The organism is Pseudarthrobacter cremeus, assembly GCF_051857465.1.
In the GTDB taxonomy this organism is placed as follows: domain Bacteria; phylum Actinomycetota; class Actinomycetes; order Actinomycetales; family Micrococcaceae; genus Arthrobacter.
Genome location: NZ_JBPZHC010000017.1, coordinates 22,379 through 40,084, shown reverse-complemented (window position 1 = coordinate 40,084; position 17,706 = coordinate 22,379). Strand labels below are relative to the sequence as shown.

The 17,706-nt window shown below is 65.3% G+C and carries 16 protein-coding genes, 1 tRNA gene and 1 pseudogene; 8 read left to right on the top strand and 10 right to left on the bottom strand.

Annotated features, from left to right (window positions below):
- Positions 1–46: 46 nt before the first annotated feature.
- Positions 47–892: an aldo/keto reductase gene (locus ACS5PJ_RS20980; RefSeq protein ID WP_439436785.1), complete on the top strand. Its 846-nt coding sequence runs from the start codon at positions 47–49 to the stop codon at positions 890–892.
- Between the two features lie 43 nt (positions 893–935).
- Here the strand turns inward: ACS5PJ_RS20980 and ACS5PJ_RS20975 are convergent, their stop codons facing one another.
- Together ACS5PJ_RS20975 and ACS5PJ_RS20970 are read right to left on the bottom strand one after the other, a co-directional pair.
- The gene (locus ACS5PJ_RS20975) at positions 936–1,121 is read right to left on the bottom strand and encodes a hypothetical protein (RefSeq protein ID WP_439436784.1); all 186 of its coding nucleotides are present in this window, start codon (positions 1,119–1,121) and stop codon (positions 936–938) included.
- A 39-nt stretch (positions 1,122–1,160) separates the two neighbouring features.
- Positions 1,161–2,129: a coiled-coil domain-containing protein gene (locus tag ACS5PJ_RS20970; RefSeq protein WP_439436783.1), complete on the bottom strand. Its 969-nt coding sequence runs from the start codon at positions 2,127–2,129 to the stop codon at positions 1,161–1,163.
- Positions 2,130–2,306: 177 nt separating this feature from the next.
- Here ACS5PJ_RS20970 and ACS5PJ_RS20965 point away from each other — a divergent pair.
- Positions 2,307–3,061: pseudogene (locus ACS5PJ_RS20965) on the top strand (ZIP family metal transporter).
- Between the two features lie 319 nt (positions 3,062–3,380).
- On the opposite strand, the gene ACS5PJ_RS20960 reads toward ACS5PJ_RS20965, so the two are convergent.
- Positions 3,381–4,283: a DNA/RNA non-specific endonuclease gene (locus tag ACS5PJ_RS20960; protein WP_439436782.1), complete on the bottom strand. Its 903-nt coding sequence runs from the start codon at positions 4,281–4,283 to the stop codon at positions 3,381–3,383.
- A 179-nt stretch (positions 4,284–4,462) separates the two neighbouring features.
- On the opposite strand from ACS5PJ_RS20960, the gene ACS5PJ_RS20955 reads away from it, so the two are divergent.
- Entirely contained in the window at positions 4,463–5,368 is a 906-nt protein-coding gene (locus ACS5PJ_RS20955) for a CPBP family intramembrane glutamic endopeptidase (protein WP_439436781.1), read from the top strand.
- A 551-nt stretch (positions 5,369–5,919) separates the two neighbouring features.
- Entirely contained in the window at positions 5,920–6,945 is a 1,026-nt protein-coding gene (locus tag ACS5PJ_RS20950) for a patatin-like phospholipase family protein (RefSeq protein ID WP_439436780.1), read from the top strand.
- Between the two features lie 129 nt (positions 6,946–7,074).
- Here the strand turns inward: ACS5PJ_RS20950 and ACS5PJ_RS20945 are convergent, their stop codons facing one another.
- Positions 7,075–8,022, bottom strand: a complete 948-nt coding sequence (locus ACS5PJ_RS20945; protein WP_439436779.1) for a DUF6454 family protein — start codon at positions 8,020–8,022, stop codon at positions 7,075–7,077.
- Between the two features lie 256 nt (positions 8,023–8,278).
- Here ACS5PJ_RS20945 and ACS5PJ_RS20940 point away from each other — a divergent pair, with 256 nt between their 5' ends.
- On the top strand, positions 8,279–9,814 hold the full coding sequence (locus ACS5PJ_RS20940) for an alkaline phosphatase D family protein (RefSeq protein WP_439436778.1): 1,536 nt from the start codon (positions 8,279–8,281) through the stop codon (positions 9,812–9,814).
- A gap of 182 nt (positions 9,815–9,996) precedes the next feature.
- Here the strand turns inward: ACS5PJ_RS20940 and ACS5PJ_RS20935 are convergent.
- The 4 genes from ACS5PJ_RS20935 to tmk all read right to left on the bottom strand — a co-directional run bounded on the left by ACS5PJ_RS20935 (position 9,997) and on the right by tmk (position 13,552).
- Positions 9,997–10,069 (bottom strand) — tRNA-Thr (locus ACS5PJ_RS20935).
- Positions 10,070–10,165: 96 nt separating this feature from the next.
- Positions 10,166–11,734, bottom strand: coding sequence for an alpha/beta hydrolase (locus tag ACS5PJ_RS20930; RefSeq protein WP_439436777.1), 1,569 nt, complete (start codon positions 11,732–11,734; stop codon positions 10,166–10,168).
- A gap of 22 nt (positions 11,735–11,756) precedes the next feature.
- Complete coding sequence (locus tag ACS5PJ_RS20925; protein WP_439436776.1) at positions 11,757–12,899, bottom strand: DNA polymerase III subunit delta'; 1,143 nt, start codon at positions 12,897–12,899, stop codon at positions 11,757–11,759.
- Positions 12,896–13,552, bottom strand: a complete 657-nt coding sequence (gene tmk / locus ACS5PJ_RS20920; protein WP_439436775.1) for a dTMP kinase — start codon at positions 13,550–13,552, stop codon at positions 12,896–12,898. The genes ACS5PJ_RS20925 and tmk overlap by 4 nt, the downstream gene beginning before the upstream one ends.
- Positions 13,553–13,617: 65 nt before the next feature.
- On the opposite strand from tmk, the gene ACS5PJ_RS20915 reads away from it, so the two are divergent.
- Together ACS5PJ_RS20915 and ACS5PJ_RS20910 are read left to right on the top strand one after the other, a co-directional pair.
- Positions 13,618–14,808: a trans-sulfuration enzyme family protein gene (locus tag ACS5PJ_RS20915; RefSeq protein WP_439436774.1), complete on the top strand. Its 1,191-nt coding sequence runs from the start codon at positions 13,618–13,620 to the stop codon at positions 14,806–14,808.
- A 9-nt stretch (positions 14,809–14,817) separates the two neighbouring features.
- The gene (locus ACS5PJ_RS20910) at positions 14,818–15,171 is read left to right on the top strand and encodes a DUF2516 family protein (protein ID WP_439436801.1); all 354 of its coding nucleotides are present in this window, start codon (positions 14,818–14,820) and stop codon (positions 15,169–15,171) included.
- On the opposite strand, the gene ACS5PJ_RS20905 is transcribed toward ACS5PJ_RS20910, so the two are convergent.
- Entirely contained in the window at positions 15,156–16,028 is an 873-nt protein-coding gene (locus tag ACS5PJ_RS20905) for a class I SAM-dependent methyltransferase (protein WP_439436773.1), read from the bottom strand. The genes ACS5PJ_RS20910 and ACS5PJ_RS20905 overlap by 16 nt on opposite strands.
- Positions 16,029–16,107: 79 nt before the next feature.
- On the opposite strand from ACS5PJ_RS20905, the gene ACS5PJ_RS20900 reads away from it, so the two are divergent.
- A complete protein-coding gene (locus tag ACS5PJ_RS20900; protein ID WP_439436772.1) occupies positions 16,108–16,854 on the top strand; it encodes a phosphoglyceromutase in 747 nt (248 codons plus the stop codon).
- Positions 16,855–17,001: 147 nt separating this feature from the next.
- Here ACS5PJ_RS20900 and phoU read toward each other — a convergent pair whose 3' ends face one another.
- The gene (phoU, locus tag ACS5PJ_RS20895) at positions 17,002–17,655 is read right to left on the bottom strand and encodes a phosphate signaling complex protein PhoU (protein ID WP_439436771.1); all 654 of its coding nucleotides are present in this window, start codon (positions 17,653–17,655) and stop codon (positions 17,002–17,004) included.
- Between the last annotated feature and the right edge of the window lie 51 nt (positions 17,656–17,706).

Sequence of the window (17,706 nt, the reverse complement as noted above, 5' to 3'; positions counted from 1 at the left end):
CGCCATTCCCCGCCGGGCCGGGCGTTTCCTTTGGCAGGATGGGTGAATGACTTCTACACCGACACTCACTTTCAATGACGGACACACCATCCCCCAGCTCGGTTACGGCGTGTGGCAGGTTGAGGACGACGTCGCCGAAAAGGTGGTGCGCCAAGCCTTCGAAGCCGGCTTCCGCCACGTGGACACTGCCATGATCTATGGCAATGAGGCCGGCGTCGGGCGCGCCATCGCCAGCTCAGGCCTCAGGCCCGAGGAGCTCTTCATCACCACCAAACTGTGGAACGCCGACCAGGGCTACGAATCCACGCTGGCCGCGTTCGAGGAATCGATGGACAGGCTGGGCCTGGAAACCCTGGACCTCTACCTGATCCACTGGATGCAGCCAAAGCAGGAGAAGTTTGTGGACACGTGGAAGGCGCTGATTGAACTCCAGAAGCGCGGCCGGGTCCGTTCCATCGGTGTCTCGAACTTCACGGTGGAAGGGCTGAAGCGCCTCATTGACGAGACCGGCGTGGTGCCTGCCATCCACCAGATCGAACTGCACCCCTACTTCAGCCAGCGTGAACTGCGTGAATTCGGGTCCGAGCAGGGAATCCTGACTCAGGCCTGGTCCCCTCTGGGCCAGGGCGGCGAGCTCCTCGAGGATCCGGCCGTCACCGCTATTGCTGCCAAGCACCGGGCGACACCGGCGCAGGTCATCATTGCCTGGCACCTGGCCATCGGCAACGTGGTGATCCCCAAGTCAGTGACGGAAACGCGCATCCATGAAAACTTCGCCGCGCTGGACGTCGCCCTCGACAGCGAGGACCTGGACGCCCTCAACGGCCTGGACAGGTCAGCCCGGGGCGAGGGCCGCATCGGTTCGGATCCAGCGGTGTCCGACTTCGCCTAGGCAGGCAATCCCTCAGGCGGCACTTTGGTCAGGCGGCAGTTGGTCAGGCGGCGATCCGGGCCTGCTCGACGATGACCTCATCGATGAGGGCCCAGGACTCTTCGCCGGTGCAGTTGCGGCTGGCGAAGCGTTCGGCGTCCTCCCGGGAATCGAAGCTTTCGCTTCGGATCCGGCTGCATTCGGCGTCGAAGTAGGTGACGTGATATTCCTGTGCGGTTCGGTTTTCCATAAATCCAGTGTGCAACCGGGGTCTGACATTAACCGTGTATCAGTCCCGCGTGTTGCCCAGGCGCAGCACCCGTTCCTGGGCGAGCATGGCTGATCGCTGTGCCTTCTCGGCCGCCCTCGTTGCTTGTTTGGCCTCTGCCGCCAGGCTTCCCAGCTGCTTGCGGGAGCGCTCAAGCTTCTCCTCAGCGGCCTGGAGCCTGGTGCGGAGCTCCCGCGTTTCGCGGGTGAGGTCCGAGACCGCGGCTTCAGTATCCTCCAGCTGGGTCCGCCGCTCCTCCGCGAGGAGGGCCGACTCTTCCTCGGCCGCCTTGGCTTCGGCCAGGGCGGCTTTTGCCTTCTCCAGGGCAGACGGGGAAGCGGGCCGCGGAGTCTGTCGGACCGCCTTGAGCCGCGGCTGGTCAGCCGCCGGGCGGGTGGTGCGTTCCGCCGTCGCCCGTTGTTTCTCCTTATCGTCGGAGGCCGCCGACGGGGCAACTGCAGCCCGCTTTACCCGCACAACCCCGGGCACCGCAACGGCCCCGTCCAGCTCCACGGTGTCCACACCGTCGGCGGACAGTGCCTGCACCAGCAGGCCGCTCTGGACCGCTGCCGCGGCTCCTTGGTCCGCAGTCAGCGCCCGCAGGGTCCGCTCAACGTCGGAGGCGATGGTTGCGCTGATGCTGCGGCCCCGCCGTTCCGCCTCAGCCCGGGTGGCGTCGACGGCGGCGGCGAGCAGGGTGCGGCGCTCCCGGCCCAGCTCGCGCAGCGCAGCGGCGTCCAGGGAGGATTGGGCGGCTCGCATCTTTTCGCCCAGGCCGGCCAGCTCATCCAGCGCCTCCGGCTGATGAATGGCAAGCATATTGATGGCCCAGGCCGCAACTGAGGGCTTGGGCAAGGACTTGACTGCAGCGGGGAGTTCCTTCCCGGAACCCGCGGAAGCCTTGGCGGCGGCTGTCCGGGCGGCGACGAAATCATCCAAAGGCAAGGCGTACAGCTCCAGAGCGATCGCTGCCAGGGCCTTGTCATCCATGCACGCCATCTTAGGGGAGGGTGCGCGGGATGCCCGGCTGAAGAAGGCATGGGCCGGGCAGGAATCCACAACCCACGGACGGGCCGCATGCCCGGGGCACGAAAGCACTGTATTCTCCCCTGAGGCCGGTACGCATGTCCGCTGGCAGTCACGGCGACCGGACCGGAGGGGTAACTCATGCCAATGTGGATGCAGGCACTGATCTGGGGAACAGTGGCGGGTGCGGCACTGGTCCTGGGATCCGGGATCGCCTGGGTCTGGAAGGTCCCGAAGAAAGTCGTGTCAACGGTCATGGCCTTCGGCGCGGGTGTCCTGATCTCGGCTCTGGCTTTTGAACTTGTCGATGAGGCTGTCCGGGGCGGCGGGCTTATGCCAACCGTCGTAGGTTTCCTTGCCGGCGCGCTGATCTTTGTCGGTTCGAACATCCTGCTCAGCCGGGCCGGTGCAAAGCACCGGAAGCGGTCAGGGCCAATGCATCCTTCGGAACAGGAGCACCCGGCAGCGGAACAGCTATTGCCATCGGTGCCCTGATCGACGGCATCCCCGAGTCAGTGGTTCTCGGCCTGGGACTGGTCGCGGCCGGCACGGTCAGCCCTGCAATGCTTGCCGCCGTTTTCATCTCCAACGTTCCGGAGGGGCTGTCCAGCACCGCGGGGATGAAGCGGGCAGGCCGAAGTCCGCTCTACGTCTTTGGGGTCTGGACGTCCATAGCGGTGTTCTGCGGGATTTCCTCCCTGCTTGGCTACACGACTCTGGAGAACGCCCCGGCGGAACTGGTGGCGTTCATTACAGCCATAGCCGCAGGTGGCATCCTCGCCATGCTCGCTGACACGATGATTCCCGAAGCTTTTGAAGAACACCATAATCTGACGGGCTTAACGGCGGCAGTCGGCTTCCTCACTGCCTTCACGATTCATCATGTGGGCGGCTGAACGGCCCTCTGAACGGTGGCTGGACAACGTCGTGAACATGGAGTCCGGAGGGGTTGCGGAGATGACACGCAGGCTAGGAGTTGAGGGACCGGTGACGGCTGGGGGCGGGTGCGCGCGGTCTCAGTCGCGCACCTTCGTCACCGGCCCCGGTCTCGCGCCCCTGCCCAGCCAGGGGAATCGGGGTTGACCCCGAAGCCGACAGCCCTGGTGTGACCTGGACTGTTCACACAGCCTAAAAGAAACAACGGAAAGGCGCCCGAGTAGCCGGTACCTGATTCCGCGGACCTGCGGTACGCGCTGCAGGCCCATCGGGCACGCTTTATTCGACGCCGTTCAGGTCGAAATCCAGGTCAAGGTCCTCTGGGGAGGCAATCCTCCGCCACGTGGAGGTCAGGCGGGCTGTGGGCAGTTCCGCGGCGATGGGCATCCGGTCCACGGCCACGAGCTGGTCCAGATCCAGGCCAGTGAGGGCGGCGATGTCCCGGATGGGCACTTGGTAGGTCCGGAACGGGCCCAACGGGGGCGCCTCGTCGACGGTGCCCGGCCGGGGAAAACCGGGCAGGTCGGCCAGTTGGGGTGTCTGATCCACGATGTAGCCGGTGGCCGCCAGCTGCCCCTCCTGCAGGAACGCGGCGACCTTGAAGAACATCAAGGGGATGTCCACTCCCCGGTACACCGGATCGTGGTCCCCGAAAATCGGCCCGGTCAAGACGATGAGCCGGCGTCCATAGTCTGCTGCGTGCTCCAGCAGATAGGACTCCATGCCGAGCCACAGGTCCAGGCCCTGGTCGAAGTTCGCGGCCTGCGGTGCGGCGTTCGTGTAGTGGAATGTGTCCTCATTGGCCTGCGCTGCCTCGGCCCGGGACTCGCCCCAGACAGCTGAGGCGCGCCGGACCATGTGTCCACGGTCGATGTCATTGCGCGCATAGACCCGCTCGCCGGTCTGCTGATGGTCCGCCAGCCTGGTGTCCAGACGCCACTGGATGCCGGACCGGTCCAGGTCCATCAGCTTGTCCCCGTCGATACCGAGGGCAGTGACCGCGGCAAGGCGCTTGTCCAGCCGCATGAGCACCGAGAAGTGTGTGTATGGCAGCAGCACAGTTTCAGTACCGGCCAACACAGGAACACCCACCCGCAGGCCGAGGAAGTCGACGTCGAAGCCGGTCCTTCCCGTCAGATCACGTAAAGCGGCAGAACCCGGCACCAGCAACAGTTCATCCATGGCCGGACACTAGCAGCGGGGAGTGACATCTGGATGAACTGAGGGTGTCCACACGGACAATGCGCGGGCCCGGGGTGGGACCTTCGTCCCTTGCGCCGCCGGTGCCGGCGTTGGACGTTTGATTCAGGGGGATATGCCATCTGAAAGATGGCACGGGAGGTGTTCGCGAGGAGGCCGGGATGGCAACGGCTAACCAACGACGGCGGGGCGCAACGCTGGAGCCCGGGGTTCCAGCGGAATCCGGGAACGGTATCAGACCGTTCCTCAGGCATCACCCGGTGGTTTCCTACTACATACTGGTGTTCGCCATCTCGTGGGGTGGAATTGTCCTAGTCATGGGGCCCCGCGGGATGTTCAGCACCGGCGCGACGATGCCAATGGTCGGGGGAGTGATGCTGACTGCCGGCCCAAGCGTCGCCGGCCTCTCCATGACAGTTCTGGTGGATGGAAGGGCTGGTCTGCGCCGGCTCGCCGCAGGATTGCGGCGCTGGCAAGTTGGAATCCGCTGGTACCTCGTCGCGCTTCTGACCGGACCGGCCGTGACTGGGGCAACAACGCTGGGCCTTTCCTTCTCGTTCCAGGAGTTCCGTCCGAACTTCGTTCCCGCTGCCGACGCCTTCGGCCTCGTGGCGGCCGGCCTGGCGCTTGGACTTATGGTCGGGCTGCTCGAAGAGCTCGGCTGGACAGGATTTGCCCTGCCCTGGCTGCGGCGGCGTTTCAGCGTTCTCATCACCGGGCTCATCATGGGTCTGCTGTGGGGCGCCTGGCACTTCCCGATGTTCGGCGGGACGACGGATCCCTCGGGCACGTTGCCGAACCTACTTGTGGTGGTGGTTTTCCTGTTCGCGTGGCTGCCTCCGTACAGGGTCCTCGTGGTGTGGGTTTACGATCGGACCCAGAGCCTGCTCCTGGCAATCCTGATGCACGCGCCCATCTCGGCAACCACGTTCGTCCTTGCCGCCCTGGGCTCAGAGGCTACATCAGGGGTCCCGCTCGTGATCCCGGTGCTTATCTGGGGTGCGGTACTCTGGCTGATCGTCGGAGTAGTGGCCTGGGTGAACGGCGGCCGGCTCACGCGCCGGTGACCGGTGCCCTGTCATGTGTTGGCTACCTGCCTCAGCGGTGCGTGGTTATCAGCCGGGATGTGCGACTGCGTACCACTCTCAGTTTTCGTGGCCTTCCGGTCACATGCCTCCGCCTGAGACCAGCGGGCCTCTTTCGTGGCTCCCTGAGCCCTGCGCGGCGTTCAGCGTGGCCGAGAAGGGCAAGCATGCTGGAGGTGACCGCGACCCAGAGCACCGCCGCAGCAAGGACGATGAAAATCGAGGTTAATGTGTCCATGTGGTCTTCCAGGGGGATACCTCGGTGAGGCAGAATTTCGCCGTTACCGGTAGTCGGTGTCCCTTTGTCTGGAGACTTGTCTGCATGATCCCAGATTCCGTGTCCAGCCGGAAGTACCCATGGCGCACCGCGCCGGCGTCGTGATAGCTTTCCGGTAATCGTGACCAAATTTCGCAGGAGGTGAGACCCATGAACGCAGTATCCACAGTGGGTGCTCCCTTGCAGTTCACGATCGCGCGACTGAGATAGCCGCAGCCGGGAGCGCCTGACAGGCAATTCGCGAAAGGCGACTCCCATGAATACAAAACCTTCTTCACCGATGCACTTAACCCCGACGGCGGCCTCCGACCTGCCAGGCTCCGATCTGTCGGCCTCCGACCTGCCAGCCTCCGACCAGGAGCATCCGCAGGTCGACGCCGCAAGGCCGGTGCGCGCCGCGCACGAGCGTGCGTTGGTCCTCGGCGGCGGCGGATCGTCAGGCAATGCGTGGCTGATCGGCGTCATCGCCGGCCTCTTCGACGCCGGGCTGGACGTGACCACAGCCGACCTCACCGTCGGGACGTCAGCCGGATCGACTGCCGCGGCCCAGATAGCCGGCGCGGGCCCGGCCCGGCTGCTCGCCGACATCCTTTCCGCCATGCCCCAGCCACAAACTGCTCCGGTCGGATCCGGGGGTACCCGTGTTCGCACGGGGCTGGCGGCGGACCAGATGGAGAGAACGGGCAGAATCATCGCCGCCGCTGAGGATGCGGCTGACATGCGCCGCAGGATGGGTGCGGCGGCACTGGACATGGATGCGGCGTCGGACGGCTCCTGGCAAATGCGGTGGCGCGCCACCGTCGCCGCCCGGCTGCCATCCCAGCGCTGGCCTGAACGCACAGTGCTATTGACGGCGGTGGATGCCTTCACCGGTGAACCGGTGGTATTCGACCGCCACAGCGGGGTGGACCTGGTGGACGCCGTGGCCGCCAGTTGTGCCAGCGGCCTTCCTTACAGGATCGGGGACCACCGGTACATCGACGGCGGCTACCGGTCCAACGCCGATAATGCCGATCTGGCAGCCGGATACGCACGGGTGCTGGTGCTGTCACCATTCGGCGGCAGGTCACGGACTCCGATGGGCTGGGGCACGCATCTAGCAACACAGGTCGACGAACTACGCGCCCATGGCAGCAGAGTCGAAACAGTCTTCCCGGATAACAGTTCCGAGCACATGTTCGGCGCCAATGCGATGGATCCGTCGCTGCGTCAGCCTGCTGCCCGGGCCGGTTACAACCAAGGCAGAGCCCTTGCCGAGCAGATGACCGAAGTCTGGGGCTGACCGGGGGGGCGCCTGAGGGGCAGCACTCTGGCGTGAGAGTGCTGCCCGTCAGGCGGCGTTGCCACGGAGGGGACATGAGTACGGTCCCCTCCGTGGCCCCGGATTACTATCGCCTGGGGTCGGGCCTGGTCAGGGCCGGGCTTCAAACACGAAGAGTTCGGTGCCCGCGGCTTCTTCGCCGTCGTCGGGGGCGGCAAACAGGCGCAGCACGCCGCCGTCGGATTCCAGGGCAACCGGGTTTCGCGTCATCGAGTGGCCGGCGGTGGAGAACTTCTGGAACGGGACCTCGTGGACGATCGTTCCGTCCGTGAGGTCGGTCAGGGCGAGGCCGCCGAGCTCGAAAGGCTTCCCGTCAGCAGTCTTGAGCCCGGTAACACCCGAGCAGAGCTGGTGCCCGGCGCCCGCGTACTCGCAGTCCTGGTAGTCGATGAAGTGGCTTGGGTTGGCCTGCGTCCCCAGGAGCCTGCCTTGGCTGTTCCAGGTGAACAGCTTGCGCGAACCCCAGCTGACGCCGCTGATGCGGTTGGTCTTGCGGTCGGCGACGACTCCGCCGACGTGGTCCGCCTGACGGAACTGCTCCGTGAGCTCGTAGGTGTCCGGGTTGATGGTGTAGACGATGGAGCTGCTGTTGGGCCGGTACTCGGCCACCGGAACCCAGACCTTCTCGCCGTCGAAGTCCGTGCCGCCCGGGTGGTAGATCGTGTCCTCACCCACGACGATGTCTTTGAGCAGCTTCCCCTGCCGGTCGATCACGAAGACGTGGCCGCGGCCCTTGCCGGTGGTGCGGTCGTATCCGTCGACGGGCGAGGGGTAGCGCACTGTCGGTTCGAGGATCTCGACGCTGCTGAGGAAGATCTTGTCGCCCACCAGCGACATGCCCTGCGGGTGGAAGGTCGGGAAGTCCAGCTTGAGCTTCTGGACCTGGTCCCACTGGGTGTTGCGGTCCACCCTGGTGAAGGCCTCTGCTTCTGCTGTGAGGCCCGCGGGCGTTTGCCCGTTAGTGGCCACAGCGGATGTTCCGGCTGTCAGTGTGGCCGCGGCGACTGCTGCAATGGCCAGGACGCGCTTCATTTTCATGTCTGCTCCAGGTGCGTGTTGGGGTGCCCGGTGGGCCGGGCGCGATCAAACCTAGGCCCTTGGGATGGCAGGACAGACAACGGCAGGTGTCGAGCGGGTGAAGCATGCGACCCGGGCCGCCGGAAGCCGGGCACCCGGTAATGGATGTGGGCGCATCCGTGCGAGTTGGCAGTACGTTCACCATGGGTTCATAGTCCCCTCAGATCACACTGGCTGAATGGGGCGGGACATCAGCCGAATCCTTTGAGGAGACATCATGTCCCGTTCTTTTGCCACATCCCGCCGCCAGTTCTTCGCCCTGTCGGGCGGCGCGGCCGCGACAGCAGCCATCTACGGCTTCTCCACTGCCCCCGCATGGGCTGAACCGCGCTTTCCGCAGAACCCTTTCACGCTTGGCGTCGCTTCGGGTGACCCCACACCCGACGGCGTCGTGCTGTGGACCCGGTTGGCTCCCGAACCCCAGGCTGCGGACGGACTGGGCGGGATGCCCCCGTACACGGTCCAGGTGAGCTGGCAGGTTGCCGCTGACCCGGAATTCCGCACAGTCATTAGGGCGGGCAGTGAAAGCGCCACCCCTGAACTTGCCCACTCCGTGCACGCCGAAGTCATCGGGCTGCTGCCCTCTGCGGACTACTGGTTCCGTTTCCGCGTCGGCAGCGAGGAAAGCCCGGTCGGACACACCCGCACGGCGCCGGCGGCAGAGTCGGATCCGGGCAAGATCACCTTCGCGCTTGCTTCGTGCCAGTCCTGGGCCGGCGGCCGCTATGCCGCGTACCGCACCATGGCGCAGGAGGACCTCGACTTGGTGGTGCACGTAGGGGACTACACCTATGAGGGCCGGAACCACGAGACGCTGGCAGACTTCCGCAACAACCACGCCAAGTACAAGAGTTCGCCCGACCTGCAGGCCGCGCACGCCCGCTTCCCGTTCGTCGTGACTTTCGATGACCACGAAGTCGAAAACAACTGGGCTGCCGGTGTGTCCCAGCCGGACAACGAGGCGTCCAATGACCCGCAGCGTTTCCTGCAGTTGCGCGCCAACGCTTTCCAGGCCTACTACGAGCACCTTCCGCTGCGCCGTCCGCAACGGCCCACCGGCCCGGACATGGTCCTCTACCGGGGACTGGACTACGGCAACCTGGCAAAATTCCACGTGCTGGACACCCGCCAATACCGCTCGGACCAGCTGACCGAGAACTTCCCGGGCGGCCCGCAGCACCCCGGCGTGTACGACCCCTCACGCACGCTGATGGGGGACGCGCAGGAACAGTGGCTCTTCCAGGGGCTCGCATCTTCGTCCGCACGCTGGAATGTCATCGCCCAGCAGACCATGATGGCCCAGTACGACTATGACCCGTCCGAGGTTATTTCGGTAAACCATGACCAGTGGGACGGCTACGTCGTTTCGCGGAACCGTCTCACGAACTTCATCAACCAGCAGAACCCGGCCAACCCGGTGATCCTGAGCGGCGACTGGCACTCCGCGTTTGTCAACGATGTCCTGCTCGACCACGCGGACCCGGCCTCCAAGGTCGTCACCACGGAGTTCGTCGGAACCTCGATCAGCTCCGGATGCGGCTGGGCCCAGGCAATCAAGAACGGCCTGCCCGCCAACCCGCACACCCGCTACATCAACCCGGACAAGCGGGGCTGGACCCGCTGCACGGTGACCCCGGATGAGTTCCGGAGCGATTACCTCGTAGTGGCTTCTGCCGCAGACACCGCCGCGCCGGCCGTCGTCGACGCTTCCTTCGTGGTCCGTAACGGCCAGCCGGGCGCCCAGCGGGCCTGACACCGGCAGCGGGCGGCCATGCGGGCCGCCCGCTGCCGCGGGTCGGTCCAGACCGTTTCACACCGAACAGAAGAGCTCAAAGTGTGCCGTAACTGTGCACTGAGCCCAAAAGGCCGCCAGAGCTTAACCAGCGAAAAACCCCGGAAACCCCTAGAACTAGGGGCTGTCCGGGGTTTATCCCGAGCTTCCTATCAGAATCGAACTGATGACCTTTTCATTACGAGTGAAACGCTCTACCGACTGAGCTAAGGAAGCACCGCATGAGAACTCCCGGCTAACCGGGCGGTTCATGCAAGAGTCAACTGTAATAGAGTCCCGCCGCCCGGGTCAAAATGGGCCGGAAGCGAACCGTCAGCAGACCGTGTTGTCGGCGGGAACCTTGCCGTTCACGAGGTAACCGTCAACAGCGTCCTCGAGGCAGCTGTTGGAGCGGCCGTAGGCAGTGTGTCCTTCACCCTGCCAGGTGAGCAGGGATGAGTTCCCCAGCTGCTTGCGGAGGGACGCGGCCCACTCCACCGGAGTGGCCGGATCGCCCGTTGTTCCGATGACGACGATGGGAGATTGGCCGCTGTACTCCACGGGTGCGGGCGTGCGGATGCTGTCGTAGGGCCAGTCGGCACAGTTGGTGCCACCGTAGGCGAAGAAGTAGCCCAGCGTGGGGGAGGCCTGACGCAGCTTCTCTTCATCGGCGCGCATGCTGGCCGTGTCGGAAACCATCGGGTAGTCCAGGCAGTTGATCGCGTTGAAGGCAAAAGTCGAATTGGACGTGTATTCCCCGTTCGGGGCCCTGTCCGCGCCGAGGTCGGCCAGCCGGAGCATCAGGCTGACATTGCCGGCGAATGCGGCTTCAAGGGACTGGGTCAGGGCCGGCCAGCTCTCGTCGTTGTAGAGCGGCGTGATAAGGCCGCTGACGAACGTATTGGCGTTCACCACGCGGCCGTCCTTGGCCGTCCGGGGCGTCTCCTGGACGGACTTGATGAGGTCCTGGATCTGTCCGACGCCGTCGTCGACGCTGCCGCTGAGGGGACAGGACTTTTCCCCGAGGCAGTGCGCGACGTAGCTTCTGATGGCTTTTTCAAACGCAACGGCCTGGCCGCTGGTCAGTTCCTCGTTGCTGATGGATGGATCAAGTGCGCCGTCGAGGACCATGCGGCCCACGTTGTCCGGGAAGAGGGAGGCGTAGGTGGAGCCGAGGAAAGTGCCGTAGGAGTACCCCAGGTAATTGAGCTTGGAGTCGTTGACCACCGCACGCAGGATGTCCAGGTCCTTGGCCGAGCTGACCGTGTCGATGTGAGCGAGGACGGGTCCGGTCTGTTCGGCGCAGTGCGCCGCGATGGCTTTGTTGTCCGCCAGCGCAGCCGCCAGCCCGGCGTCGGTGTCCAGGGCGTACACCTTGGCACGGGAAGCGTCCCGCTCTGCATCGGTCATGCACTTCACGGGGGCGGAGCGCTTGACCCCCCGGGGATCGAAGCCCACGACGTCATAGCTGGCGCGGACTGACTGGGAGAAGTGCGTTGCGGCGGCGTCCTTCACAAAGTCGTAGCCGGACCCGCCCGGACCCCCGGGGTTCACCAGCAGGGTTCCCGTTTTATTGCCGGTGCTGGGGGCCTTCAGCGCTGCTATCTGAATTTTCCCGCCGTCGGGCTCCGCGTAATTCAGGGGCACCGTCACCTTGGCACACTGGAAGCCGCCGCCTTCGCATGCTTCCCAGACGACTTCCTGGGAATAGAACGAATCCAGTCCGGCCGGTGCTGACGCCACGATGGACGGGTCTGCCTTTGCCGTGGCAGGGGCCTTGTCCTCGGTGCCCCCGTTGAGGATGCTGCACGAAGCCAGCGTCAGGGCCAGGACAAGGGCGCCGGCAGCCCGTATTCCAGTCATCAGGGATCTGGAACGCGCGGGCAGGGGGCGAGCAGTCATCGAGAGGTCTCCTTGTAACGGGCTAGATCAGGCTGGCTGCCATGGACTCAATGGTCAACAGCGGAGCAACGTTGGTGGTGGTGATGCGTTGGCGTGCTTTGTTGATGGCATCCATGCGGGCCAAAGTGGTCTCGGGAGTGGACCTGCCGGCAAATTCCTCCAGCTCACCCCTAAGCTCAACGTTCACCAGCTCCACAGCATTCCCAAGCTGGATAATCAGGATATCCCGGTAGAAGGACAGCAGGTCTGTCAGGGTCCTGTCCAGGGAATCGGTGATGGACCTTTTGGCCCGGCGCTTCTGATCATCTTCGAGCTGCCGGACCTGGCTGCGCATGGCCGGCGGCAGCGTCCCGGACTCCGGGGCACCCAGAGAGGCCAGCAGCGCGGCCTTCTCGGCGGCGTCGCGCTCTTCATTGGAACTGTTGGCTTCTGCGGTGGCGATCTTCACCAGCTTGTCCGCCATCATCACCGCCGCGGTCACGCCGCGCAGCCCAAGCGGGAATCTGACGGTCTCCAGCCGGCGTTCCCTCGCCTCGGGGTCGCGCGCCAGCCGGCGGGCGATGCCCACATGGCTCTGGGCAGCGCGGGCTGCACGTTCGGCCAGCGCAGGGTCCACGCCATCGCGCTTGACGAGCAGCGCCGCGACGTCGGCGGCCGGCGGCAGGCGAAGAGCCACAGCGCGGCACCGGGAACGGATGGTCACCAGAACGTCGGCAGGCGACGGCGCGCACAGCATCCAGATGGTCCGCGGCGTGGGTTCCTCGATGGCCTTGAGCAGGACGTTCGTGGTGCGTTCGGCCATCCGGTCTGCATCTTCGACCACGATGATGCGCCAGCGCCCGGACGAGGGCCGGTTGCCCGCGGTGGACACCAGCTCGCGCGCTTCATCAATGGTAATGGTGACCTTTTCGGTACGGACGAACGTGACGTCCGAATGTGTCTCCCCGAGGATGGTCAGGCAGGCAGGGCACTCACCGCACCCGCGCATCTCCACGTTCTCCTGATCGCAGTTCAGCGCTGCGGCAAAGGCCTTGGCGGCGTTGGAACGCCCCGACCCTGGCGGCCCGGTGAACAGCCACGCATGGGTGAGCCCCTCACCGGAAGTTGCGTGCCGGAGCTGTTCGACGACGGCGGGCTGGCCCTGCAGGTCGTCCCAGACCGTCACGCGGCACCCCTGCCCGCAGAAGCAAGAAGGGCGTCGACGCGGGCAAGGATCCGCTCCGCAATTTCTTCTACGGGCAGGTGGGCCGGCACCACAAGGTAGGTTTCCGGCCGGCTGTCCGCCAGATCGAGGAACGCCGCGCGGATGGTGGTATGGAACTCGTCCGCCTCAGATTCGAGGCGGTCTTCAGCGGCATCACCGGCGGTGCGGCGGCGGCGCCCGTCGGCGGGATCCACATCCAGGAGCACGGTGAGATCGGGCTGGAGCCCGGAGGTGGCCCATTCATTCAACGACCGGACGGCATCGGCGCCGAGGTCACGGCCGGCGCCCTGGTACGCCACGGAGGAGTCAATGTAACGGTCAGTCAGGACAACCTCGCCGCGTTCCAGCGCCGGGCGGATCACCTGGCTGGCGTGGGCAGCACGCGAGGCTGCGAAAATCAGGGCTTCGGTGTGCGCATCGATGTGGCCATGGCCGTGGTCAAGGACCAGGGAGCGCAGCTTTTCGCCAATGGGAGTGCCGCCGGGCTCGCGCGTCTGCAGGACCTTCAGTCCGCGCGCCTCAAGGGCGCCGGCTAGCCGGGCCGCCTGCGTGGACTTGCCGGCACCGTCGCCGCCTTCGAAGGCGATGAAAAGTCCGGGGTTTTGCGTGTTCACTGCTCAAGCCTACCGACTTCCCAGCCGACTTCGGGCCCGGCCCGGCGTCCAAGTACGCTTTCCCCATGAGTCTTTCGGAGCAGCACGCAGCGTCCCTGTCGGCCGAAACGGTGGTGGTTGCCGCCGGCCGGCCGCCACGCAGGCGGGATGAGCCTGTGAACCCGCCTATCGTGCTGTCCTCGACGTATTTCGGAACTGGCGCACTGGCTGACGGCGACCGTGGCTACGGCCGCTACGCCAATCCCACCTGGGACCCCTTCGAAGAAGCCCTCGGGCAGTTGGAAGGCTCTGAGCTTCCCGGGCTGCTTTATGCTTCCGGGCTTGCCGCCGTGAGTTCCGCGCTGTCCCTGCTGCCGGCAGGCGGTGTCCTGGTCATGCCCTCGCACAGCTACGCCGGCTCGCTGGTGATGGCCACAGAGCTGGCCCAGAAGGGCTTCCTGGAACTCCGGACGGTGGACATCTCCGACACTGACGCCGTGAAGGAACAGCTGGCCCCGCAGGGACAGAACGCGAAAGCGGCCAGGATGCTCTGGCTCGAAAGCCCCACCAACCCGATGCTGGGCATTGCGGACATCCGCGAACTCACGGCGGCCGCCCACGCGGTGGGAGCCATAGTCGTCACGGACAACACCTTTTCCACCCCGCTGGTGCAGCAGCCCCTGTCATTGGGTTCGGACGTCGTACTGCACTCCGTGACAAAGTACCTGGCCGGCCATTCCGACGTCGTTCTCGGCGCCCTGGTGACCTCCAACCCTGACATCCGGGCGGCCCTGCTGCACCACCGCATCATCCACGGCGGCATCGCAGGCCCATTCGAGGCATGGCTGGCACTTCGCGGGCTCCGCACACTGGCCCTGCGCGTGGAACGCTCTCAGGCCTCGGCTGCCATCCTGGCCGAACGCCTCAGCACGCACCCCCTCATCGAAGCCATCCGCTTTCCGGGACTTCCCACAGACCCTGGCCATGAACGGGCAAAGTCGCAGATGACGGGTTTTGGCTCCATCGTGTGCGTGGAGATCGCGCCCACGGCCGGCCTGAACGGGGCGGACGCTGCGGACAAACTGGTACGGGAACTGCAGCTCTGGCTGCCGGCTACCTCCTTGGGCGGCGTGGAATCGCTGATCGAACGGCGCCGCCGGCACACCGCTGAACCGCTGAGTGTGCCGGAGAACCTGGTGCGCCTGAGTGTAGGCATCGAAAATGTCGAGGACCTCTGGGCCGATTTGAAGCAGGCGCTGGACTCACTGGGCCGCTAGGCTTGGATGGTGGACGGTGAACTGATAATTCGGCCTGTTGAAACGGCCCTGTTTTTTATCCTTGCCCTGGTGGCACTGGGGCTTGAAGTGTGGGCCCTGCTGGATTGTGTCCGGCACAAGCCCGGCGCCTTCGAAGCCACAGGCAAACGGACCAAGACGTTCTGGCTGGCGCTGACCGGTGGCGCCACCCTGGTCGGTGTCATCTCGTTCTTTGGCAGCGGCGGCGGAATCTTCGGCACCCTCGGCCTGTTCGGCCTCGCCGCCGTCGTGGCCGCCTCCGTCTACCTGGCCGATGTCCGGCCGGCAGTCAAGGACGCCGGCCGCGGCGGCAACCGCAACACCGGGCCCTACGGCCCCTGGTAACCCAGCGGAGCCACCGCCTCCCAACCCACGGTCAGCTCACCCAGGCGCCACCGCGACGGCCCGTCCTGAACCGGCCACCCGCCGTCGCGCAGTGCCTTGCACATGGCATGCCACCGCTGCCTGTTGCCGAAGGGGGCCAGCGGCGCTGACTCCAGCCAGGCCCGGTCCATGGCCTGCATCAGCCGATGGACAGGTTCGCCCGGGACGTTGCGGTGGATGAGCGCCTTCGGCAACCGCTCCGCAACTTCCGAGGGCAGATCAAAGCTGCCGAACCGCACGGACATGCTCAGAGACAATGGCCGCTCCGCATCGAGGGCAACCCACGTCACGCGCCGTCCTATTTCATCGCACGTTCCGTCAATAAAGAGTCCGCCCGGAGCCAGACGGCCCTGGACCAGCCGCCAGATACCTGCCACATCCGCTTCCTCGTACTGCCTCAGGACGTTGAAGGCCCTGACCAGCACGGGCCGCCCGGCAAGTGGCAATTCGAAGCCGCCCACGAGGAAGGTCAGCCCCGGCCGTTCCAGTGCCCTGGCCACACGGACCCGCTCAGGTTCTATTTCGATCCCGCAGACCCGGACATCGTGCCGGACAGTGCGAAGGCGGTCAAAGAGTTCGACGGCAGTGGCCGGCGTCGCGCCGTAGCCCAGGTCAACCACCAGAGGGTCTTCGGCCGCCCGCAGCCGCCAGGCCTGCGGTCCGGTAAGCCAACGGTCCAGCCGTCGCATCCGGTTGGGATTGGTGGTGCCGCGGGTGGCGTTTCCGACGGGACGGCCGGGATTGCCCTTGGAGGCCATCCTGACCGGGCTGTTGCCGGAGATCCGGGCGGACGCCACCCGTTCAGCTTTTTGCACCACTGCCCAACCTTATCCTCGCAACGGCACAGGGCTTGTAATGCTGGGCGGGCTGCAACGCCGCTCAGCTAGGATGAAAATCATGACTTACAAGCTGATTCTGCTGCGCCACGGCCACAGCGAATGGAACGCCAAGAACCTGTTCACCGGCTGGGTGGACGTAGACCTGAACGACCAAGGGCGCGAGGAAGCAGCCCGCGGTGGTGAGCTCCTGGTGGAGCACAACGTCCTGCCGGACATTCTGTACACGTCGCTTCTGAAGCGGGCCATCAACACGGCGAACATCGCGCTGGACAAGGCCGACCGCGGCTGGATCCCGGTCAAGCGCGACTGGCGCCTGAACGAACGCCACTACGGCGCCCTGCAGGGCAAGGACAAGGCCCAGACGCTTGCCGAGTACGGCGAAGAGCAGTTCATGGAATGGCGCCGTTCCTACGACACCCCGCCGCCGCCCCTTGCCGATGACTCCGAGTTCTCCCAGGTGGGGGATCCCCGGTACGCGGACCTGGGCGACGCCATGCCGCGCACCGAATGCCTCAAGGATGTCCTGGTCCGCCTGCTGCCTTACTGGGAATCGGACATCAAGGCAGACCTGAAGGCCGGCAAGACCGTCCTGGTCACCGCGCACGGCAATTCGCTGCGCGCGCTGGTCAAACACCTGGACGGCATCAGCGACGACGCTATTGCCGGCCTGAACATCCCCACCGGAATCCCGCTGGTCTACGACCTCGACGAGGACTTCCAGCCGATTAAGGCAGGCGGAACGTACCTGGACCCGGAAGCCGCTGCGGAGGCCATTCTGGCAGTGGCCAACCAGGGCAAAAAATAGGGCTACGCCGAGAATCCCGCTGGCTGCTCGGTCGTTCCTCCCTTGGACGCAGCTCAGCCGGGATCCTGGCTTCGCATTAAGGTAAAGCAACGACGGCGGGCCGGTCACCTGAGGTGACCGGCCCGCCGTCGTTGGCTGAAGCGTGGGCTAGAGGGCCTGTGGCTGCCATTCGCCGGTGACGAGGTAGGTCACCTTGCGGGCCACCGACACACCGTGGTCGGCAAAGCGTTCGAAGTAACGGCTGGCGAGGGCCACGTCCACGGTGGTGGCGGGCGACTCGGCCCAGTCCGGGGAAGCGATCGCTTTGAAGACGCTCAGGTGAAGGTCGTCGATGGTGGTGTTGGCCTTGAGGATATCCCGGGCAACTTCAAGGTCCCGGGTTTCCAGCAGCACGGTGAGTTTCTGGGCAATCAACCGGTCCAGTTCGGCCATCTTCTCGAACGTGGCCGTCATGGAGGCCGGGATCACGGTGGACGGGAAGCGCAGGCGTGCGAGCTGTGCGATGTGGCGGGCAAGATCACCCATCCGTTCCAGGGAAGCGCTCATGCGCAGGGCGCCCACGATCATGCGGAGGTCGCTGGCTACCGGTCCCTGCAGGGCGAGGATGTCAATGGCACGCTCATCCAGGCTGTTCTGCAGGAAGTCGATGCGGGCGTCTGCAGTAATAACGTCTTCGGCCAGATCCACGTCGGCGACCTGGAAGGAGGTGGTGGCCTTCCCGATGGCCTCGCTGACCAACCCGGAAATCTCAACGAGCTGTTCACCCACCTGGGTCAGCTCTTCCTGAAAAACCTTACGCACGTGGCGTCCTTTCCTTGGAACTCCGCACCGCCCATGGCAGACGGAACTCAT